At 49.0% G+C, this 19,613-nt stretch carries 17 protein-coding genes; 1 reads left to right on the forward strand and 16 read right to left on the reverse strand.

Annotated features, from left to right (window positions below):
- The 11 genes from C508_RS18855 to C508_RS18870 all read right to left on the reverse strand — a co-directional run.
- On the reverse strand, positions 1 to 145 hold a 145-nt coding region (locus C508_RS18855; protein WP_018704417.1), incomplete at its 3' end, for a transposase.
- A gap of 198 nt (positions 146 to 343) precedes the next feature.
- On the reverse strand, positions 344 to 604 hold the full coding sequence (locus C508_RS0115155) for a stage V sporulation protein S (protein WP_018704418.1): 261 nt from the start codon (positions 602 to 604) through the stop codon (positions 344 to 346).
- A 125-nt stretch (positions 605 to 729) separates the two neighbouring features.
- Positions 730 to 1,506 carry a TIGR00282 family metallophosphoesterase gene (locus C508_RS0115160; protein ID WP_018704419.1) on the reverse strand — a complete coding sequence of 259 codons (777 nt, stop codon included), beginning with the start codon at positions 1,504 to 1,506 and terminating at the stop codon, positions 730 to 732.
- 10 nt (positions 1,507 to 1,516) lie between these two features.
- A complete protein-coding gene (locus tag C508_RS0115165) occupies positions 1,517 to 2,035 on the reverse strand; it encodes a hypothetical protein (protein WP_018704420.1) in 519 nt (172 codons plus the stop codon).
- 101 nt (positions 2,036 to 2,136) lie between these two features.
- Positions 2,137 to 3,672 (reverse strand): ribonuclease Y, encoded by a 1,536-nt coding sequence (gene rny / locus C508_RS0115175; protein ID WP_280641877.1) that lies wholly within the window; start codon positions 3,670 to 3,672, stop codon positions 2,137 to 2,139.
- A 250-nt stretch (positions 3,673 to 3,922) separates the two neighbouring features.
- A complete protein-coding gene (locus C508_RS18860; protein ID WP_018704423.1) occupies positions 3,923 to 4,390 on the reverse strand; it encodes a regulatory protein RecX in 468 nt (155 codons plus the stop codon).
- Entirely contained in the window at positions 4,387 to 5,457 is a 1,071-nt protein-coding gene (gene recA, locus C508_RS0115185; RefSeq protein WP_018704424.1) for a recombinase RecA, read from the reverse strand. Before recA ends, C508_RS18860 begins: the two co-directional genes overlap by 4 nt.
- Before the next feature lie 130 nt (positions 5,458 to 5,587).
- Positions 5,588 to 7,156 (reverse strand): DEAD/DEAH box helicase, encoded by a 1,569-nt coding sequence (locus C508_RS0115190; RefSeq protein ID WP_018704425.1) that lies wholly within the window; start codon positions 7,154 to 7,156, stop codon positions 5,588 to 5,590.
- 35 nt (positions 7,157 to 7,191) lie between these two features.
- Positions 7,192 to 8,466, reverse strand: a complete 1,275-nt coding sequence (locus C508_RS18865; RefSeq protein ID WP_018704426.1) for a competence/damage-inducible protein A — start codon at positions 8,464 to 8,466, stop codon at positions 7,192 to 7,194.
- A 32-nt stretch (positions 8,467 to 8,498) separates the two neighbouring features.
- Positions 8,499 to 9,836, reverse strand: a complete 1,338-nt coding sequence (gene rimO, locus C508_RS0115200; protein WP_018704427.1) for a 30S ribosomal protein S12 methylthiotransferase RimO — start codon at positions 9,834 to 9,836, stop codon at positions 8,499 to 8,501.
- Positions 9,833 to 10,900, reverse strand: coding sequence for an ABC transporter substrate-binding protein (locus C508_RS18870; protein WP_018704428.1), 1,068 nt, complete (start codon positions 10,898 to 10,900; stop codon positions 9,833 to 9,835). The genes rimO and C508_RS18870 overlap by 4 nt, the downstream gene beginning before the upstream one ends.
- 122 nt (positions 10,901 to 11,022) lie before the next feature.
- Here C508_RS18870 and C508_RS0115210 point away from each other — a divergent pair, with 122 nt between their 5' ends.
- On the forward strand, positions 11,023 to 11,466 hold the full coding sequence (locus C508_RS0115210) for a hypothetical protein (RefSeq protein ID WP_018704429.1): 444 nt from the start codon (positions 11,023 to 11,025) through the stop codon (positions 11,464 to 11,466).
- Here the strand turns inward: C508_RS0115210 and C508_RS0115215 are convergent.
- The 5 genes from C508_RS0115215 to C508_RS0115240 all read right to left on the reverse strand — a co-directional run bounded on the left by C508_RS0115215 (position 11,424) and on the right by C508_RS0115240 (position 19,450).
- Positions 11,424 to 13,379 (reverse strand): YgiQ family radical SAM protein, encoded by a 1,956-nt coding sequence (locus C508_RS0115215; protein ID WP_018704430.1) that lies wholly within the window; start codon positions 13,377 to 13,379, stop codon positions 11,424 to 11,426. The genes C508_RS0115210 and C508_RS0115215 overlap by 43 nt on opposite strands.
- Positions 13,380 to 13,416: 37 nt before the next feature.
- Positions 13,417 to 14,211, reverse strand: a complete 795-nt coding sequence (locus C508_RS0115220; RefSeq protein WP_018704431.1) for a RodZ domain-containing protein — start codon at positions 14,209 to 14,211, stop codon at positions 13,417 to 13,419.
- Between the two features lie 7 nt (positions 14,212 to 14,218).
- On the reverse strand, positions 14,219 to 15,271 hold the full coding sequence (gene mnmH, locus C508_RS0115225) for a tRNA 2-selenouridine(34) synthase MnmH (protein WP_018704432.1): 1,053 nt from the start codon (positions 15,269 to 15,271) through the stop codon (positions 14,219 to 14,221).
- A gap of 27 nt (positions 15,272 to 15,298) precedes the next feature.
- Complete coding sequence (locus C508_RS0115230) at positions 15,299 to 17,533, reverse strand: FtsK/SpoIIIE family DNA translocase (RefSeq protein ID WP_018704433.1); 2,235 nt, start codon at positions 17,531 to 17,533, stop codon at positions 15,299 to 15,301.
- A gap of 258 nt (positions 17,534 to 17,791) precedes the next feature.
- Positions 17,792 to 19,450 (reverse strand): ribonuclease J, encoded by a 1,659-nt coding sequence (locus C508_RS0115240; RefSeq protein ID WP_018704435.1) that lies wholly within the window; start codon positions 19,448 to 19,450, stop codon positions 17,792 to 17,794.
- Positions 19,451 to 19,613: the final 163 nt, after the last annotated feature.

A 19,613-nucleotide genomic window follows, 5' to 3' on the forward strand; every position in this document is an offset into this window, starting at 1 on the left:
CTACACCCTTATATTTGCACAACGCTTTTAAGATATCTCTGATATCTACTTTTAGTTGGTTATAGATGATTTTTCTCCTATACTTGGGCGTAAATACTACGTGATACTTGCACATCCATTTTGTGTGTGCTAAGCTTTTGTCCATAGAAATTCACCTGCTTTCTTCTTTCTGATGGCTTGAACACTCATCAGTATAGCAGTTGGTGAATTTCTTTTTGTTTAACTTTTTATCTCCACCCGTTTAACGGGTGGTTTTTTGTTTCCGACGTTCCTTCGTCAACACGCTGAAGCGCATAATAAGAAACCTGTTCAGCGAATGAACAGGTTTTCTCTGAACTCTGTTTCAGCGCGGCTCTACAATCAACTTCATTGCAGTCCGCTCTTCCCCTTCAATCAAAATGTCGGTAAAGGCCGGAATGCAAATTAAATCAACTCCATGAGGAGCGACAAAACCTCTGGCTATGGCAACCGCTTTAACAGCCTGGTTCAGAGCTCCCGCGCCAATCGCCTGCATTTCCGCACCGCCGCGTTCGCGCAATACTCCTGCCAGCGCCCCTGCGACCGAATTAGGATTCGATTTTGCTGATACTTTTAACACTTCCATTTCCGTTGACCTCCTTTGTCGTATAAAGCCTCGATGTTCGGTACACATAAAGGAGGTATTCGGTTTTAGAATGGAAAATCCTTTTTCTTACAGAAAAAAATTCAAACAATTTTAACAAGCGCAAATTATAAGGTTTCCTTGATTCGTCGGAATTCACGGACGGACTTCCGTCGTAAATCAAAGTCTACATAAAATCCACATAAAGAAGCGCTTCCGGAAGCAACTTCAAAACGCACCGGCAGTCCGGTCAGAAACTTTTGCAATACAATATCCTTGTCCATTCCAAGAATGGACTCCTCCGCCCCGGTCATGCCCAAATCGCTTAAATAGACCGTACCTTGGGGCAGTATCTGTTCATCTGCAGTCTGCACATGCGTATGCGTTCCCACCACGCAAGCTACTCGCCCATCCAAATAGTATCCTAACGCTTTTTTTTCCGAAGTCGCTTCAGCATGCATTTCGACAACAATCAAATCCGCCTTACCGCCGATCTGGCGCAACACATCGTCAGCCGCGCGAAATGGACAATCCACCGGCGGCATGTATACCCTGCCTGCTAAGTTCACAACCGCAATACGAGCGAAGGGAGTTTCAAACAAGCCCCAGCCTCGCCCAGGAGTCCCTGACGGATAGTTAGCCGGGCGCAAAAGCCGCGGCTCCTCATCAATGCATTTGAAAATATCACGCTTATCCCAGATATGATTGCCGCTTGTTACTACGTCAACGCCTTGCTGCAAAAACTCCTGCAAAATGTCGGGAGTTAACCCTACGCCGCCTGCAGCGTTTTCCCCATTAGCAATGACGAAATCCAAATCCATTTCGCGGCGAAGCTTAGGAATAAGAGCCTGCGCCGCCTGTCGCCCTGGCCGACCGCAAATATCACCAACAAAGAAAAGTTTCAAAACGGCCTCCTTACTGCGTATATACCAACACGCGTCCCTCTTCCCGAATACCAATCAAGGTTTGCGGCGGCAAACGACGAATACTTTGGAACAAACCATCCAAATACTCCTCATCCCCGGGAAATTCCTCTGTTCCCGGAGGTAGTTCCGCCTGATAATCCACCACCAACGCAGCTCCCACTTGATCCTTCAGCACTTCCACCAGCACGGAAATCTCGCCGCGCGACAAGCTGTTCAGATCGCGGACAATCGTCAAAAAAGTCACGCCTTCATGAAAAGAATATTCAAATTCCATCGCGTCATAGACATACCCCTCTAGCAGATGATAGGCGGTTGCGCTTTCAAATAGTAGTTCTCCCAGCGCACGAGCGCGTTCTTCCTCCAAAGTCTCTTGTACAAAAAAAGTCATATGAAGAACTCGTTCTTCCGCCCCTAGCTCAAGATAGCCAATTTCCGGATATCGCGTCAAAATAGCAAACAATAAATTGACGCCCTCCGGAAAAGCTTCTTCCTGCATTACTTTACTCATAATTTCCCTCCTGCTGCCGTGCTATGCGCGCCTTGCAGCCAATAACCAAAGCAGACGGAAAAGAAACGACCTTAGACAAGGTCGTTTCTCTCTTTTCTTGATTATTTTGCGTATTCAACCGCACGAACTTCTCGAATTACCGTAACTTTAATCTGTCCCGGATACTCCAGTTCGTTCTCAATCCGTTTGACAATATCCCGTACTAAGCGAACCGAAGCTAAATCGTCAATCTTTTCAGGTTTGACCATAATGCGCACTTCGCGTCCCGCTTGAATCGCGAACGATTTTTCTACGCCCTCAAAGGACTCCGCGATTTCTTCCAACCGACTCAGACGTTTCAGATAGCTTTCCAAGCTTTCCCTGCGGGCGCCCGGACGAGCCGCTGAAATGGCGTCCGCCGCCGCGACAAGTACAGCTTGTACTGTGCGCGGTTCTTCATCGCCATGATGCGCCAAGATGGAGTTAACCACTTCTGGTGACTCACGATATTTCTTCGCCAAATCGCCGCCAATGGTAACATGGGACCCTTCCATTTCATGGTCCACTGCTTTTCCTAGGTCATGGAGCAAACCGGCCCGTTTCGCCAGCATGACATCCACACCCAGCTCAGCAGCCATAACGCCGGCCAAGTGAGATACTTCAATCGAATGTTTAAGAACATTCTGTCCATAGCTGGTACGATATTTCAAACGGCCCAAGAGCCGAATGATTTCAGGATGCAAACCATGAACGCCGGTCTCAAAGGTAGCTTGTTCACCGGCTTCTTTAATGCGCTGTTCAACTTCCTTCTGCGCTTTTTCCACCATCTCTTCAATCCGCGCCGGATGGATACGACCGTCGGTAATCAGCTTTTCCAACGCTAAGCGGGCAACTTCCCTGCGTACCGGATCAAAACCGGAAAGGATAACCGCTTCCGGCGTGTCATCAATAATCAAATCAATGCCTGTCAACGTTTCCAATGTACGAATATTCCGGCCTTCCCGGCCAATAATGCGACCCTTCATTTCATCATTAGGCAAGGCCACTACAGAAACCGTGGTTTCCGCAACATGATCGGCTGCACAGCGTTGAATCGCCGCTGACACGATTTCCCGCGCCTTCTTATCGGCTTCTTCTTTCGCCTGCTGTTCCAGTTCTTTGATCATAATAGCTGTTTCATGACGAATTTCTTCTTGTGCCCGAGCCAGCAACAACGTACGCGCCTCTTCCGACGACATGCCGGAAAGACGCTCCAATTCCGCCAACTGCTTTTCATAGACCGCATTAATTTTTTCCTGAACGCGTTCCACTTCGCCTTCTTTACGGCCCAAAACTTCTTCTTTTTTTTCTACAGCATCCATTTTTCGATCCAGATTTTCTTCCTTCTGAACCAAACGACGTTCCAGACGCTGCAATTCGCCACGACGTTCTTTGCCTTCTCGTTCCATTTCCACGCGCAAACGATGAATTTCCTCCTTGGCTTCCACCAAAGCTTCCTTCTTCCGCGCTTCTCCGGTCCGTTCGGCTTCGTCTACAATTTTCCGCGCCGCTTCCTCTGCTGAGGCAATCTTGGCTTCTGCGGTACTTTTCCGAATCCAATATCCCGCTCCAACTCCGACTGCTCCCATGACAACGGCTGCTGCAATTACTTCGATAATAACTCGACACCTCCTTTTTTTATAAGTGCTTCATATGGCTCTAGTTCATCTGTAGTACGGCATCGTTCTCCATGCCGAGACGCATTATGAGACCTCTTGTTATGCATAAAGGAAAAGCCGAGCTATCACTCGGCTTTTGCATCAACAAACCTAAGCATCCCCCCGACATCTCGGCAAGGAAATGACCGTATGGATGTTGTCAACCTCTGGCGAGTTAACGATTTTATTTTACTTGGTTTTTACAACAGTGTCAAGAAGACGCCCCGTTGTCCGCCAAGTACAAAGCCACTGCTCTTCGCGCTACAGACACCGAAAAACCTCTTTGCCATAAAAAGCGCATTAGCCGTTGTTCCTCCTCGCCACGGGAACGAAAACGTCTTTGTAATAACTGCAAAGCCCGCTCCTCTTCAGCAGGCAATTCATCCTCCTGCACTGCCCAAGCTTCCGCTACATCCTCTCCAGCAAAGCCTTTCTGCCGGAGAATCTGTTCAATACGCAGCCGCCCATAGCGTCCTTCTTGCACCTTCAGAAGCACTTGGCGTTTACAAAGGCGCTGATCATTTAAGTAGTTCCACTCTTCCAATTGCGTCAGCGCTTCCTGTAACGCTTCTTCCGTCGCTCCCTTGCGCCGCAATTTTTCCGCTAATTCTTGTTTGCTGTAAAAACGGCGCTGCAACATCTGCAGCGCCGTTTTCAGTATCTCACGGGACGTATTCATTCGTCATTCCCTGTTTCTTTTGCAACCTTTGTAACCTTAGCTTCATCCGCCGGTTCAAGAGGAGCGCTGCCTCCCAGCAGCTTTTGCCGAATCTGCGCTTCAATTTCATCAGCTACCGCTGGATTTTCCTTGAAAAATTGTTTAATATTTTCCCGGCCTTGCCCCAACCGATTGCTTTGATACGAATACCAGGAACCGCTCTTTTCGAGAATATCCAAATCGGTCGCCATATCTAAGATAATGCCCTCTCTGGATATGCCTTCGCCATACACAATATCAAATTCCGCCTGTCGGAACGGCGGCGCCACTTTGTTTTTTACAACCTTAACCCGAGTGCGATTGCCGATAATATCGTTGCCTTGCTTAACGCTGTCAATACGCCGCACGTCCAGACGTACGGTAGCGTAAAACTTCAAAGCCCGACCGCCTGTCGTTGTTTCCGGATTGCCAAACATAACTCCGACTTTTTCCCGAATCTGGTTAATAAAAACCGCCGTACAGCGAGATTTGCTGATAGCGCCAGTCAATTTTCGCATGGCCTGTGACATCAGGCGAGCCTGGAGCCCCACATGGGAGTCGCCCATTTCCCCTTCAATTTCCGCTTTGGGTACCAATGCGGCCACCGAATCGATAACAATAATATCAATAGCGGAACTGCGCACCAAGGCATCGGTAATTTCCAGCGCCTGTTCCCCGTTATCCGGCTGTGAAATTAGCAAGTTGTCAATGTCCACGCCCAACTTGCGAGCATATACTGGATCAAGTGCATGCTCGGCGTCAACGAACGCGGCTACGCCGCCTAAACGCTGCGCCTCTGCAATCATATGTAAGGCAACCGTAGTTTTACCAGACGACTCCGGTCCGTAAATTTCCACAACACGTCCCCGAGGCACACCGCCTACGCCAAGGGCGACATCTAAGGACAATGCGCCTGTGGGAATTACTTCTACGTTCATCTTCGCGGCGGCCTCGCCAAGCTTCATAATCGAGCCTTTGCCGAAATCTTTTTCAATCTGTTTGACCGCTTGCTCTAACGCCCGCATCTTATCCGCATTCTGTCGCTCCATTGTTCCGCCCCCTTCATTTTTCCTCTTTTATTTTACCAAACAAAGGTTCGGAAAGTCAAGGAGCGACCGCAAAAAAAGAACTGCGAAAAACGCCATCCAGCGTCTTCCGCAGCCTTTATATAACAAATGCTTACCGTTTTCCTTTAGCAGGTTCCACATTAACCTGATAGCCCTTAATGGTGCCCTTGTGCATGACTGCCATAACCCGTTCCGCCATATTCTGAGGCACTTCTACAAAAGTGAAACGGTCGTAGATGTTGATCATACCAATGACTTTTCCAGGAATATCAGCTTCCGTGGCAATCGCCCTTACAATATCTTCAGGACGGATATTCTGAGCCCGGCCGACATTTAAAAAGAGTCGTACCATACCCTCGGGATTTTCCGTGATAACCGGCGTTTCTTCCACCAATTTGAAGCCTTCTTGCGCCAACTTCATGGCTGCTGCAGCGACATCGACTGCATCGTAACGTTCAGCCATTTCTTCAACAATTGAGACATACTCGTCAAGATTGCCGCGAGAAATCAAGGTAGCCAGTCGTTCCTTAAGCGTTTCTTCGTGACGTTTCAATACATCGGACGCGCTAGGCACGGCCCGGCGTACCAAACGGCTGTGCGTTGCCCGTTCGATGCTCTTTAGCTGACGGAATTCGCGGGGATTAATAAAGGTCAGCGCCACTCCTGTCCGTCCGGCGCGTCCCGTACGGCCGATGCGATGCACATAGGATTCGTGATCCTGCGGGATGTCATAGTTAATAACATGAGTAATATCGTCAATATCGATACCGCGCGCCGCCACGTCGGTAGCCACCAAAATGTCCAGCTTGCCAATGCGCACCTGTTTCATAACGCGGTCACGCTGATTTTGGCTGAGATCGCCATGGAGACCGTCTACAAGATATCCCCGCGTCTGCAAGGAGGCCACTAAATCGTCCACGCCTTTTTTCGTGCGGCAGAAAACGATGCTTTTGCCGGTTTCTTCCAAGTCAAGAACTCGACATAAAGCTTCCAGTTTATCTCTTGTTTCATAATAAAACTGTTCAATAGCCGGTACAGTCAGCTGTTCACGGCTAATGGTTACGGTAAAAGGATCTTTCATATAGCGTTTGGCCAATGAAGCGATAGCTGCAGGCATCGTCGCCGAGAAAAGCAACGTTTGCCGCGATTCCTCCGGCGTATGGGACAAGATCGACTCAATATCCTCGACAAAGCCCATATCCAGCATTTCGTCCGCTTCATCCATTACAACCATCTGCACTTTATCCAAACGCAATGTCTGGCGGCGAATATGATCCAGCAGACGTCCCGGGGTGCCAATCACAATTTGAGCGCCCGCACGAATTGCGCGAATCTGACGATCAATCGGCTGCCCGCCATATACCGGCAGCACGCGTACCCGCTTGAGTTTGCCGATATTGGCAATTTCTTCGGCGACCTGAATTGCCAGTTCCCGCGTCGGGGTCAGCACTAACGCTTGCACCGCCTTATCGGGAGTAACTTTTTCTACCAACGGGATGCCAAAAGCAGCGGTTTTACCAGTGCCGGTCTGCGCCTGGCCGATAATGTCCTTGCCGCTCAGCACATGCGGAATGGTTTCGCTCTGAATCGGCGAAGGAGCCTCAAAGCCCATCGCGCTCAACGCGCTCAATACTTTCTTGCTAATACCTAGTTCTTCAAAATTTACGTTTTTTTCTTCCAAAATAAATTCCTCCTATTTTATAAACAAACAACCCATTACGTCGTTTCTTTAACCTGATCCTTTTTCGCTTCAAACTGGCGCAAATATCGCACCAGCAATGCTAGGGCCCGGGCCGTCGCATGGCTGCGAATCTGTTGACGGCCCCCATAAAAACGTCCCTCTTCCTGCCAAATCCCCCATGGCCCAACAACCGCCATGTGCACCAGACCAACCGGTTTGGCCTCGCTGCCTCCGTCAGGACCGGCAATCCCAGTTGTGGCCAAAGCTACTTCAACGCCGCAAGCTTTACGAGCGCCAATAGCCATAGCTTCCGCTGTCTGTACGCTCACCGCGCCAAAATCCCGCAGCAAAGATTCCGGCACCGCCAACAGCTCCTGCTTAATCCGGTTGTCATAAGCTACAATACCACCCGCCAGATACGCGGATGAGCCAGGCACATTGGCTACCCTAGCCGCAACCATGCCTGCTGTGCAAGATTCCGCCGTCGCCAACGTCCAACCCTTTTTCAGGAGCTCTCGGCCGACTACTTCTTCCAGTGTCGCGTCGTCATCGCTAATGACAGCATCGCCCAGTCGTTCGCGAATCTGCGTACTCCAAGGCTCCATAAGCTGCAACGCCGCTTCTTCCGTTTCGCCCTGCGCCGTCAGGCGCACCAACATTTCGCCGCTGCGAGCCAAAAAAGCTACTGTTGGATTTCCCTGAGACAGAACTAAATCCATCAATTTTTCTTCCAGCAGCGATTCCCCAATACCTACGCACCGGAATATGCGTGAGCGGATACATCCTAACGTCGGCCGGTAGTTTTTCAGCCACGGTAGCACCTGCTGCTCCAACATGGCCTGCATCTCCACAGGCGGCCCAGGCAAATTAATCAAAACCCCCTGGGCATGCTCCAAGATACTTCCAGGCGCCGTCCCGCAACAGTTGGGCAGAATGATCGCCCCCACAGGCAGTTGCGCTTGACGCAGATTGCTTTCCGCCATAGGAAGCTTTCGCTGGCGGAAAAACGTCTGCAGATGCGCCACGGTAGCCGCGTCCTCCACCATTTCTAAACCCAGCAAAGCCGCGGACACCTCGCGGGTAATATCCCCTTGAGTTGGTCCCAGACCGCCTGTGGTAATCACCAGTTCGGCACGGGCCATTCCTTGCTTAAGCACTTCCTCCATCCGCAGCGGATTATCTCCCACCGTACTCTGATAATGTACAGTAATACCCGCTTCGTTTAATCGCTGGGCAATGTAGGCTGCGTTGGAATTTACAATTTCGCCCAAAAGAAGTTCCGTACCTGTACTGATAATTTCCGCAATCACCGTGATCTCCCCTTTACATGGTCCCAGGTTTTTCAATCAACAATTTCCGCTACCAAATCGTAGCTAAAGCCTTGCGCAATGCGCACTTTGAGGGAATCTCCCACTTTTAGCCCTTCTTGCCCGGAGGTCTCCACATAAATCTGTCCATCCACATCCGGCGCTTCTCGATAAGAACGAGCTAAAATCACCTCCGGACGCGTTTCATCCAGTCCGGTAACAATGACTTCCAACTCCCGTCCCTCCAAAGAACGGTTTATTTCCTCTGAAATCTTGCTCTGCAGCGCCATTAACCGATGATAGCGTTCCTGTTTCACCTCATCCAGCACTTGCTCTTCCATAGCGCCCGCTACGGTACCTTCTTCCTGTGAATACGTAAACACGCCCACATGATCAAAGCGCGCTGTTTCCATCCACTGTTCCAGAAAAGCAAATTGCTCTTCCGTTTCCCCAGGAAAACCAACGATAAAAGAGGTGCGCAGCACTACATCCGGCATAGCCTGCCTGATTTTTTGCAGCAGCAGGTCAATATCCGCTTGACGATCCCTGCGGTTCATAGCCTGTAAAACCGTGTCATGAATATGCTGCAGCGGCAAGTCCACATAACGGCATATTTTGGGTTCACTGGCCATATAGGCAATCAGTTCGTCCGTAAAATAGCGGGGGTAGCAATACAATAGACGAATCCATTCCACGCCTTCAACAGCGGCCAGTTCTCTTAAAAGAGCCACCAAGTTAGGCTGCCCGTATAAATCCTTGCCATAGCTAGTGGTGTCCTGCGCCACCAGATTGATTTCCCTCACGCCCTTTTGAGCCAGGCGCCGCACCTCTTCCACAACCGATTCGATTGGACGGCTGCGAAAAGCGCCGCGCACGCTGGGAATCACGCAGTAAGTGCAGCAGTTGCTGCAGCCTTCGGCCACTTTAACATAAGCGCTATAAGAAGGCATGGTGGAAATTCGGGGAGTTTTTTCGTCATAAAGAGTGGTCAAGCTGTCAATAAACAAAGCTCGACGTCCATCCATAACTACCGCCACCGCTTCCTGGATTCGCCCCCAGGCGGCAGTTCCTAAGATGACATCCACTTCCGGCATTTCATCCAAAAGCTCTTGCTGATACCGCTGACCCAAGCAACCAGCCACAATAAGACCTCGGCACCGTCCCGTTTTTTTATATTCCGCCATCTGTAAAATGGTCTGCAACGATTCTTCTTTAGCGGCGTCAATAAAGCCGCAGGTATTGACAACTAAAATATCGGCTTCCGCCGGATCATCAATTAATTCTACGCCGCCATCCTGAAGCAAGCCAAGCATGACTTCCGTATCTACTAGATTTTTTACACAGCCTAAGCTCACAAAGCCGGCTTTGATCATTTCTTTTGTTCCTCCATTCGTATTCCATTCCCTTCCGGAGCTTTTAGACCCAAGCGAATATTCTGCAGCCAATCTTCTAATTGTTTTTGTCTTGCTCCGTCAGGCAGCGCTTCATCACGCAACTCCCAAAGAACCGGCCTCGGAGTCTTTTGTATTTCCGGATTAGCCGGCAATGCCAATAAAGATATAGCTTCACGCTTTTGAGCGCATGCAGGGGACAACAACCAATCCAACATTTTTTTCGCTTCACTCTGCATCGGACCGCCTTTAACCAAAGCGCCCCCTGTCAACATATAGGCTGTCCCATGTTCCGGCCAGACAAGTTGCACCGGAAATTGGTCGCGCACATATTTTTCCGCCTCACTGTAAGGAGTGATCGCTAAATCCGCTTCTCCCATGCCAGCCATTCGAACCGGAGTTGATAAAAATTTGGCATACCGCACTACTTGAGGATGCAGCTTGGCAAAATAGGCCAGACACTCTCGACTGCCATATACTTCGCTCAGTTGCTCCATCAACTGCGCCGGCGCTTCTGCCGCCAAAAAATCAGTCATAGCCACGCGAAGCTCGCTTTGCTTCACGATATCTTCCCAATCATTAGGCACGCTTTTCCACTGTTTAGCCGCATCCCGATTAACAACAAAGACATAGGGATCATACCACAGACCGACCCAAAAATCATCTTCATCTTTCAAAGAGTCGGAAACAAGATCCGCTTCTTCCGACAAAAATTCCTGGAGTCGCTTTTCCTTTTTCGCTCGCAAAAGCGTCATACGTTCTGTCAAAATAAAGCTAGCTTGCGGTGATTGCTGTTCTTGCTGCAACTGTTTTAACAAGTCAGAGGATGTACTAAAAGAGCGCACTTGCAGCTTTAGCCCTTGTTTTTGGGCTTCCTCCGTCAAAAGAGACTGCACCGTCTCCGCAGGCAATGTCGTATAGATCATTAACTCCGGTAAAAACTCTTCTGTTTTTTCATCCGCATGCCCGGATAGTAAAAGACTGCCCACAAAAGCCACCATTACCAGGCAAAGAGATAACAAAAAAATAGGAGCATATCGTTTCATGGATTTATTCCTCCAAAGCACCACTGTCGCAATAGAATAAATATGGTACAATAATAGGCGAAACTTATTGATAGGAACCGGCGTTTTCGTCAAAGTTCCTTATACATCTAGGAGGGATTCACTTGGCTAAAGGTTCTTCTCCGGTACCGCCTCAAAAAAACAGCCCCCATAAGAAAAAGCAGGTGGAACGAACTTCGCTTCTATCTCGACTGATCCACCCCAAGCTGACTTTGCGTTTGATTCTGATCGTCATCTATTTTTTTCTTTTCGGTCTCAGCAGCCTTTTCAGTCTCTATGAAGCCATTGCAGACCAGCAGGAGTTGGCAACCTTTTGGGTTCCTTTATGTTCCGCCTTGCTGTTTCTGCCAGCCAGTGTAGGCATCTCCCAGTTGCTGCCCTGGGGACGTAAGCTGTCTTTGATTATCTCCGCTCTGGCCATTATTCTCGCTGTACCCATTATGTTCTATTTTGGTTCCTATCTGGACGCGGGCTTGACTTTGCTGCTTAATGCTCTGATCTTTCGTTATCTCTTATCTCCCGAATGCCGGCTGCTTTTTGCCCGTTGATTCCGTGAAGAATCCTTAGCGGTTTTACCGCTCTGACGCACGCCTGCGCCACGATGTCCGCCTTTGGCGCGAGAATCTTTTCCTTGGCGCCCTGCCGGCGAAGCTTGCGTTTCTCCCGGCAGCGGCCGCAGCAGGCAACGGCTTTCATAACCGACAAGGTCCTGTCGGCGCGCTTTAAGCAACGCTTCATGCACCAACGCTCGATTCTTCGGATTACGAAACTGCAGCAATGCACGCTGCAGTTTTTTTTCGTGTATATCGCGACAAACCTTCACAGACTGACCTGTCAAAGGATGAATACCGCTATAGTACATGCAGGTAGACAAACTTCCTGGAGTCGGAATAAAATCCTGCACCTGCTCCGGATGATACCCTTGATCGCGAAGAAATTCCGCCAATTCTACCGCTTCTGCAAGACCGCATCCCGGATGGCTAGACATCAAATACGGCACCAGGTATTGTTCTTTGCCCAACTCACGGTTTACACGTCGATACGCATCTTGAAAGCGCAAGTAGCAATCTTTACTTGATTTGCCCATGATTCGGGTAACCTTAGGCGCAACATGCTCCGGCGCCACCTTCAGTTGGCCGCTCACATGATGCTGACACAATTCACGTAAAAATTCATCTCGATCCTTGGCTAATAGCAAATAATCATAGCGAATGCCCGAACGGATGAATACCTTCTTTATTCCTGGAAGCTGTCGCAAGCTGCGCAGCAGCCGCAAGTAATCTTGATGGTCCGCTTGCAAATGCGCGCAAGGCTCCGGCGAAAGACAGCTTTTGCCGCGACAAGCGCCTCGCTCCAACTGTGCCGCACACGCCGGCTGCCGAAAATTAGCGGTAGGCCCGCCTACATCATGAATATATCCTTTAAATTCGGGAAGAGTCGTTAAAAGACGTGCTTCTTTCAAAAGCGATTCATGACTCCGGCTTTGAATGATGCGCCCCTGATGCGAGGTAATGGCACAAAAAGCGCAGCCTCCAAAACAGCCGCGCTGACTAACCAAGCTGAACTGAACTTCTTCAATGGCCGGAACACCGCCTGCTTGATCATACGATGGATGCCATGTCCTCATGTACGGCAAATCATATACAGCATCCAGTTCTGCTGTTGTCAACGGCATCGCCGGAGGATTTTGCACCAAAAATCCTCGCTCCTGCTCTTGCAGCAACGTTTTACCGCGAATAGGATCTTGCTCTAAAAATTGCAAGCCCCCGGCTTTAGTAAAAGCTTTAGGGTCTTGTCGGCATTCTTCCCAGGAAGGCAATTTTACTGCATCCCAAACTTCTTCCTGTGACTCAACAAGAAAACAAGTTCCAGGCACCTGACGGATCTGGGAAATTGGAATTCCGCTTTCCAATTGTTTCGCAATCTCCGAAATTTGCCTCTCTCCCATGCCATAAATGAGAATATCTGCATGACTATCCGCTAAAATGGAACGCCGCAAAGAGTTCTCCCAGTAATCATAGTGCACAAAGCGACGCAAACTAGCCTCAATGCCGCCAATTATCAGCGGAATATCTTTCCAAATTTCCCGGATTCGGCTGCAGTATACCAACGTTGCCCGGTCCGGCCGAAAACCGGCCTTACCGCCTGGAGCGTAGCGATCTTCGCTGCGCAGCCGTTTGGCCGCCGTATATTTGTTGAGCATAGAATCAAGGTTTCCCGCAGAAACCAAAACGCCAAGACGCGGTTTGCCGAACTCCTTAAAAGCGTTAACGCTCCGCCAATCCGGCTGCGCCAAAATAGCGACGCGGTAGCCTTGTTTCTCCAGCCAACGACTAATAATTGCATGTCCAAAACTAGGATGGTCTACATAGGCATCGCCACTGATAAATAAAAAATCTACATAATCCCAGCCGCGCGCTTCCATGTCGGCACGGCAAACAGGAAGAAAGTTTTTTTCCATTTTAGCCTCTATTTCTTTTCAACACGAAAACATCTTGCTATTTTTTGACCGGCCCCTGCTGGGTAAACTCGTATTCCACGACTTCTCCCGCTTTGCCTAAGGCTGCCTGCGGCGAACCGTTATAGGTCAGTTGAACCGCTCCGGCATTCCCCAGAGTCAAATGGACAGTTTGGCTTGCATCCCATCGTAACGTCTGTCCTTTTTGGGCCGTACCATTAAAAATCTTTTTGCCATCCACAGAGACGTCAACCCAACAATCCGCTTGGAATAAAGCCTGCAAATGAACACCCGCTTGTTTGGCAGGCGCAGTATCTGCACTGCTGGTTTTTGCCGGGGACGCATTGCCAGCTATAGCCTGTTTAGAAACTGCTGGAGGCTGCGCTCCTCCGGCGGCTGGCGCAGAGTTTCCCATCCACCACCAGTATCCTGCTACTAGAATAGCAACCACCGCTAAGCCTGCCACCCAGCTAATAGACTTTCCGCCACGATCCGGGGCCGGAAAGGAACCGTTCTCCCTCATCGGAGAGACTACGTCGCTCTTCTTTTCTTGAACAGGCTCTGCTTGCGCCTCCGCTTCCGTTGGCTCCAGGGGCGCTGTAATCTGCTGCTCTTGCTTGTACAATTCTACCATGGCCGAGCCATCTAAGCCAACAAAAGTAGCATAATTGCGAATGAAACCTTTCAAATACACTTCTCCAGGCACCACTTCATAATCGCCTGTCTCAATGGCTTGAATATAAAGAGCACGAATGCTCGTGCCTTTTTCCACGTCGGTAATCGAATATCCCCTCTGTTCCCTTGCTGCAGAAAGTTGCTGACCTACCGTTGCCATTGTGTTGTTACCTCCTCAGTGTTTCTAAATGCGCTGTCAACGTTGCTGCTGCAGCTTCAAAATCACTTGCATCCACACAAAACGCATACTCGCCTGACTCTGCCTTCTCATATCCATATATAGGATCATAATACTCTTTGAGCAAAGTTTCAATAACGTTGGAAAAATCTCCTTGTTCCAATTGCTTTGTCCATTCCGCTATTTTTCGTTTGCCACACTGCTTTTCCAAGCGCTTTATACTAACAACCAAAGCTTTTACCTGTTCTATATCGTTATCCTGAACATATTCCTCACAAAGGCGGCTTACCCTCAAAGCAAGGGGCGTCTTCACCAAAACTTTATATCCAGCCTGCATCGCTTCATAGAGACACTCCGGTAAATACACATTGCCAATCCGCTTGCTTTCACACTCCACCACAAAATAATCGCCGTGATTTACCCGTTCTAACTCCGCCAGCAAAAGCGAATCAAAACTTTGCGCTGTACAGCCGCCGCCTAGGCCTACATGGCCAAAAACGGAGCCCCGATGATTGGCCAAGCGCTCTAAATCGAGCACTGGTACGCCTAAGCGCGCCAAGTGATATAGTAATTGCGTCTTGCCGGTCCCTGTGGACCCGCATAAAACGACAGCCTTAGATTGAACGGTAAAATTTTTGAGACGCTCCAACACAAAATTGCGATAGGCTTTATAGCCGCCCTGTAACTGACGCGCATGAATACCCATCATATCAAGCACCGACACGACCGATCCTGAACGCATGCCGCCTCGCCAGCAATAAATTACAATTTCTTTCCCCAAGGAAGCATATTCACTAATCGTTCGTACCAAGCCAGGAAGCCGGGGCGCCACAATATCCAGGCCGCGGCTTTTCGCTGGCTCCGGCCCTACTTGTTTATACAAAGTACCGATTTCCACGCGTTCTTCATTTTCAAATAAGGGCAAGTTATAAGCCCCTGGAATATGACCTTTAGAAAATTCCGCCGGCGTGCGCATATCAATAAACAGAACCTGCGCCAACGCTAAAGCGTCCTTTACCGAGATTGTTTCGTGCAAATTCATCACCACATCTCAAATCCTTGTTAGGCCTTATGCAGTATCCCCTGACAACATTTCCTTAGCTTGTTCATACGTCATAAGAATGTCTCTAGGGCGACTCCCCATATTAGGTCCGACAATCCGCATCTCTTCCATCATATCCATTAAGCGGCCTGCACGGCTATGACCTACGCGCAATTTGCGTTGCAGCATGGAAGCCGACGCCGTACCGGTTTCCAATACTAAGCGAACCGCTTCCGGCAATAGTTCATCTTGTTGCAAATCTGCGGGCATGCCGCTTGACGTTTCGGCGCAAGCGGTCACTTCTTCATTATATTCCGGTTCTTCCTCTTGCTGTGACCGCACAAAATCAAGGACTTTCTCGATATCATCGTCTCCGAGGAAGGCCCCCTGAACGCGCTGCGGCTTCGCCATACCTACCGGATAGAGCAGCATATCGCCCCTCCCAAGCAGTTTTTCCGCGCCAGGCATGTCCAAAATAGTCCGCGAATCAATTTGTGAAGATACGGAAAAAGAAATTCGAGAAGGAATATTCGCCTTAATCGTCCCGGTGATTACATCAACAGAAGGACGCTGCGTCGCCAAAATAAGATGCAGGCCCGCCGCACGGGCTTTTTGCGCCAAACGGCAAATAGCGTCTTCTACATCCACAGGCGCCGCCATCATCAAGTCAGCTAATTCATCAATAATAATCACAATATACGGCAATCGTTTGTCTTCCTCGACGCCGGCATTATAAGAAGCCAAATCCCTCACTCGCGCCGTTGCCAAAACAGCGTAGCGGCGTTCCATTTCCTGCACCGCCCAGTTAAGAGCGGCAGTAGCCTTTTTAGCATCCGTCACTACCGGCACAAGCAGATGCGGAATACCATTGTATTTGGATAGTTCTACAAATTTCGGATCTACTAAAATTAACTTTACTTCTTCCGGCCGAACGCGAAAAAGCAAACTGGCAATCATCGTGTTAATGCAAACGCTTTTTCCGGAACCAGTAGCTCCCGCTACTAGCAAATGCGGCATTTTCCCTAAATCCGCCAAAATAATTTGACCAGCAATATCCTTGCCTAAACCGACAGTCAACAAGGACGCCGCTTTTTGAAAGGATGTACTTTCAACTACTTCCCAAAAAGCTACGCCGGTTACCTGACGATTGGGCACTTCAATACCCACAGCGGCTTTGCCGGGAATCGGCGCTTCTATACGCACGCCTGTTGCAGCCAGTTTTAATGCAATATCATCTGCTAAAGAAACGATCTTACTTACCTTTACGCCCGGCGCTGGCTCTATTTCGTAACGGGTAACAGCAGGTCCCTGGGTAATCTCCACAATACGCGCCGCCACATTAAAATCAGCCATAGTTTCTTCAAGAATTTTGGCATTTTCCTTCATTTCCTTTTGGCTATTAGCGTTCGTTGTGGCGCGAGGCTTGCGGATCAAATCCAATGGCGGCAGTTGATAGCCGTTAGCCGACAACTCACGCGGTGTAAACAACTCGATCGGAGTCGCCGTTTTGATAGTGCTTGGAACTTCTTGCTCCTTGGGCGTCCGAACCGTCGTCCTCACTGGTTTTTCCTCGCTACGCTCCGCTTGAAAAGCTGGCACGGAAGGATTTTCCACTATTTTCTCTATCGGGGCAGTACTGCTGTCTCGCTCCAAATCAAAGCGTGCGTCACGTTCCTGATTATATAAAGCAACCCGTTGCTGCGCTTTTTCATAAGTAGCCGCCACTTTTTCCTTTGCTTCCTGCAGTCCTGTATCCACCTTATCTTTAGCCACATGCATGGTTTTGCCTAACGACCATGTCGTCGTCACCATAATCGTACACAATAGCGCAGCTATAATTAAAATGACAGCGCCATCAACACCTATAAATTTTCGTAATAAAAATAAAGCCATGCCGCCCAGAAGTCCGCCGCCTTCGGTCAGACTTTCCGGTAAAATTTCCCGCCCCGGCTGAATCAACAAATGATGCACCAGCATTAAGAGAAGCCAATAGGATGCGACAAAGCCCACAAACCGCAACGTAAAACCGGCTTCCACTCGCAACCATATATATCTAGCTCCGATTACTGCTACTAAAAGCGGCGGAACAAACGCTCCCAAACCAAAAAGATAGGTCTGCACCTTTTTCAAGGCTTGCCCCAGCGACCCTACATTGAGTCCCGCTAACGCGCAAAGAGCTATGCCTGCGATTGCAACCAAAAGGATGCCCCAAATTTCATACCGCATTTCCTTTGGCACCCCGGACAACAAATTGCGCAACATACTCACCTCTACCATCGTACAATTCTACACAAGAAAGTCTTTTCCTGTTCGTACAGTCAGTTCAACCTTGAAACGTGTAAAACAAGGACACAACTGCCAAAGCGCAAAGGACCAAAGTTACAAGAATGGACAAAAAAACAAATCGTTTTTCCGCTAAGGACTCTGCAAAACGGCTCAAGATATCCTCTCCCTTACCTAGAAAAATAGGAAACCTTGACATACTCCGCAAGGAGACTGCATGCCAAGGTTCCTTCTTCATTATACCTCCATGATGAGGGGTAAAATCATAGGACGACGGCGCGTTTTTTCATAAAGAAACTTGCCAATAGAATCTCTGACGGTCGACTTAATGGTTGCCCATTCCGTCCCGCCAGTCATATCGCAGCGTTCCAAAGCCTGCAATACTTTTTCCCGAGCCGTCTCCATTAAAGCTTCCGACTCTCGCACGTATACAAAACCGCGAGAAACAATATCCGGGCCGGCAACAACCGTGCCCGATTGCTTATCGATCGTAATCACCACAATCAGAATACCGTCCTGAGAGAGCTGCCGACGATCCCGCAGCACTATATTGCCGACATCGCCTACGCCCAACCCGTCTACCAATACTTTACCAGCAGTCACTTTGCCAGCCATCACGCCACGTTCCGGACCAAACTCCAACACTTGGCCATTTTCTGCGACAAAAATCCGTTCTTTAGGCATGCCCATCTCCTGAGCCAACTGAGCATGCTTTATAAGATGCCGATATTCACCATGTACAGGCACAAAAAATTTAGGTCGAATCAAATTGTGCAACAGCTTCAACTCTTCCCGGCTGGCATGTCCTGATACATGAATGCCGGAGGTACGTTCATAAACCACTCTGGCGCCTTGGCGAAATAAGAGATCGATAGTGCGAGAAACTAGCTTTTCATTTCCTGGAATAGGCGTAGCGGAAACAATAACCGTATCTCCTGGAACGATCTCAACTTGCCGATGATCATTGCTGGCCATGCGCGTCAGCGCAGACATGGGTTCACCTTGACTGCCGGTTGTAATAACAACAAGATTCGCTGCCGGATAGTTATTGATTTCCTCAATGTCAATCAGTACATTTTCCGGAATATGCAAATACCCCAATTCAATGGCAATGTTGACAACATTCATCATACTCCGGCCCAGTATTGCCACTTTGCGGCGATACTTAGCAGCGGTATCTACGGCCTGTTGAATTCGATGCACGTTTGAAGAAAAAGTAGCAATCAGGATACGCCCCTTAGCATTGCGAAACTCCTCCTCAAAGGTAAGTCCCACCGTACGTTCGCTAAGCGTATGTCCAGCACGTTCTGCGTTGGTACTGTCCGCCAGCAAAACCAGAACGCCTTGATCTCCTAATTCAGCTAAACGATGAAGATCCGCTACATTGCCATCAACCGGAGTCTGATCAAACTTGAAATCTCCGCTATGCACAATGGTCCCTACAGGGGTTTTAATCGAAATGCCCACTGCATCTGCAATGCTGTGACACATGCTGAAAAAGCCGATTTTAAATGGCCCCACTTGAATTTGTTCGCGGGGTTTCACCGGCACGAGCGACGCTGCAGATACATTCGTTTCTTTCAGACGTCCTTCTAAAATTCCTAATGTCAACCGGGTTCCGTAAACCGGGACATTAAGTTCCTTGAGCACATAAGGCAGAGCGCCGATATGATCCTCATGGCCATGAGTCAATACAATGGCGCGCACAAGGTTTCGGTTTTCCTGCAAATAGCTAATGTCGGGAATAACAAGATCAATGCCGAGCATATCATCATCAGGGAACATAAGCCCGCAATCAATTACAACAATATCGTCTCCGAAACGAATTACTGTCATATTCTTGCCAATTTCCCCCAAGCCGCCCAAGGGAATAATTTGCAATTTTTGTTTGGCCAAAAAAAGATGCACCTCCTCTTCTATTCTATAAATGGATACACGCCGTTCATCACGAGAAGAGCAATAAAGCAGCCGTTCCTTCTAGTCTTTTCCATTATAGCGGAATTCTTCCGCTGATTCAACTATAGCGCAAAAAATGTCCTGGCCGCAAAAGCCAGGACAT

Origin of the sequence: Anaeromusa acidaminophila DSM 3853 (assembly GCF_000374545.1) — a bacterium.
GTDB lineage: Bacteria > Bacillota > Negativicutes > Anaeromusales > Anaeromusaceae > Anaeromusa > Anaeromusa acidaminophila.

Coding starts and splice junctions, on each gene's coding strand:
- C508_RS0115230 (WP_018704433.1), bottom strand. CDS start 17,533: ATGTTGCGCAATTTGTTGTCCGGGGTGCCAAAGGAAATGCGGTATGAA.
- recA (WP_018704424.1), bottom strand. CDS start 5,457: ATGGAGCGACAGAATGCGGATAAGATGCGGGCGTTAGAGCAAGCGGTC.
- C508_RS0115155 (WP_018704418.1), bottom strand. CDS start 604: ATGGAAGTGTTAAAAGTATCAGCAAAATCGAATCCTAATTCGGTCGCA.
- C508_RS18860 (WP_018704423.1), bottom strand. CDS start 4,390: ATGAATACGTCCCGTGAGATACTGAAAACGGCGCTGCAGATGTTGCAG.
- mnmH (WP_018704432.1), bottom strand. CDS start 15,271: ATGAATTTGCACGAAACAATCTCGGTAAAGGACGCTTTAGCGTTGGCG.
- rimO (WP_018704427.1), bottom strand. CDS start 9,836: ATGATCAAAGCCGGCTTTGTGAGCTTAGGCTGTGTAAAAAATCTAGTA.
- C508_RS0115220 (WP_018704431.1), bottom strand. CDS start 14,211: ATGGCAACGGTAGGTCAGCAACTTTCTGCAGCAAGGGAACAGAGGGGA.
- C508_RS0115165 (WP_018704420.1), bottom strand. CDS start 2,035: ATGAGTAAAGTAATGCAGGAAGAAGCTTTTCCGGAGGGCGTCAATTTA.
- C508_RS0115215 (WP_018704430.1), bottom strand. CDS start 13,379: ATGGAAAAAAACTTTCTTCCTGTTTGCCGTGCCGACATGGAAGCGCGC.
- C508_RS18870 (WP_018704428.1), bottom strand. CDS start 10,900: ATGAAACGATATGCTCCTATTTTTTTGTTATCTCTTTGCCTGGTAATG.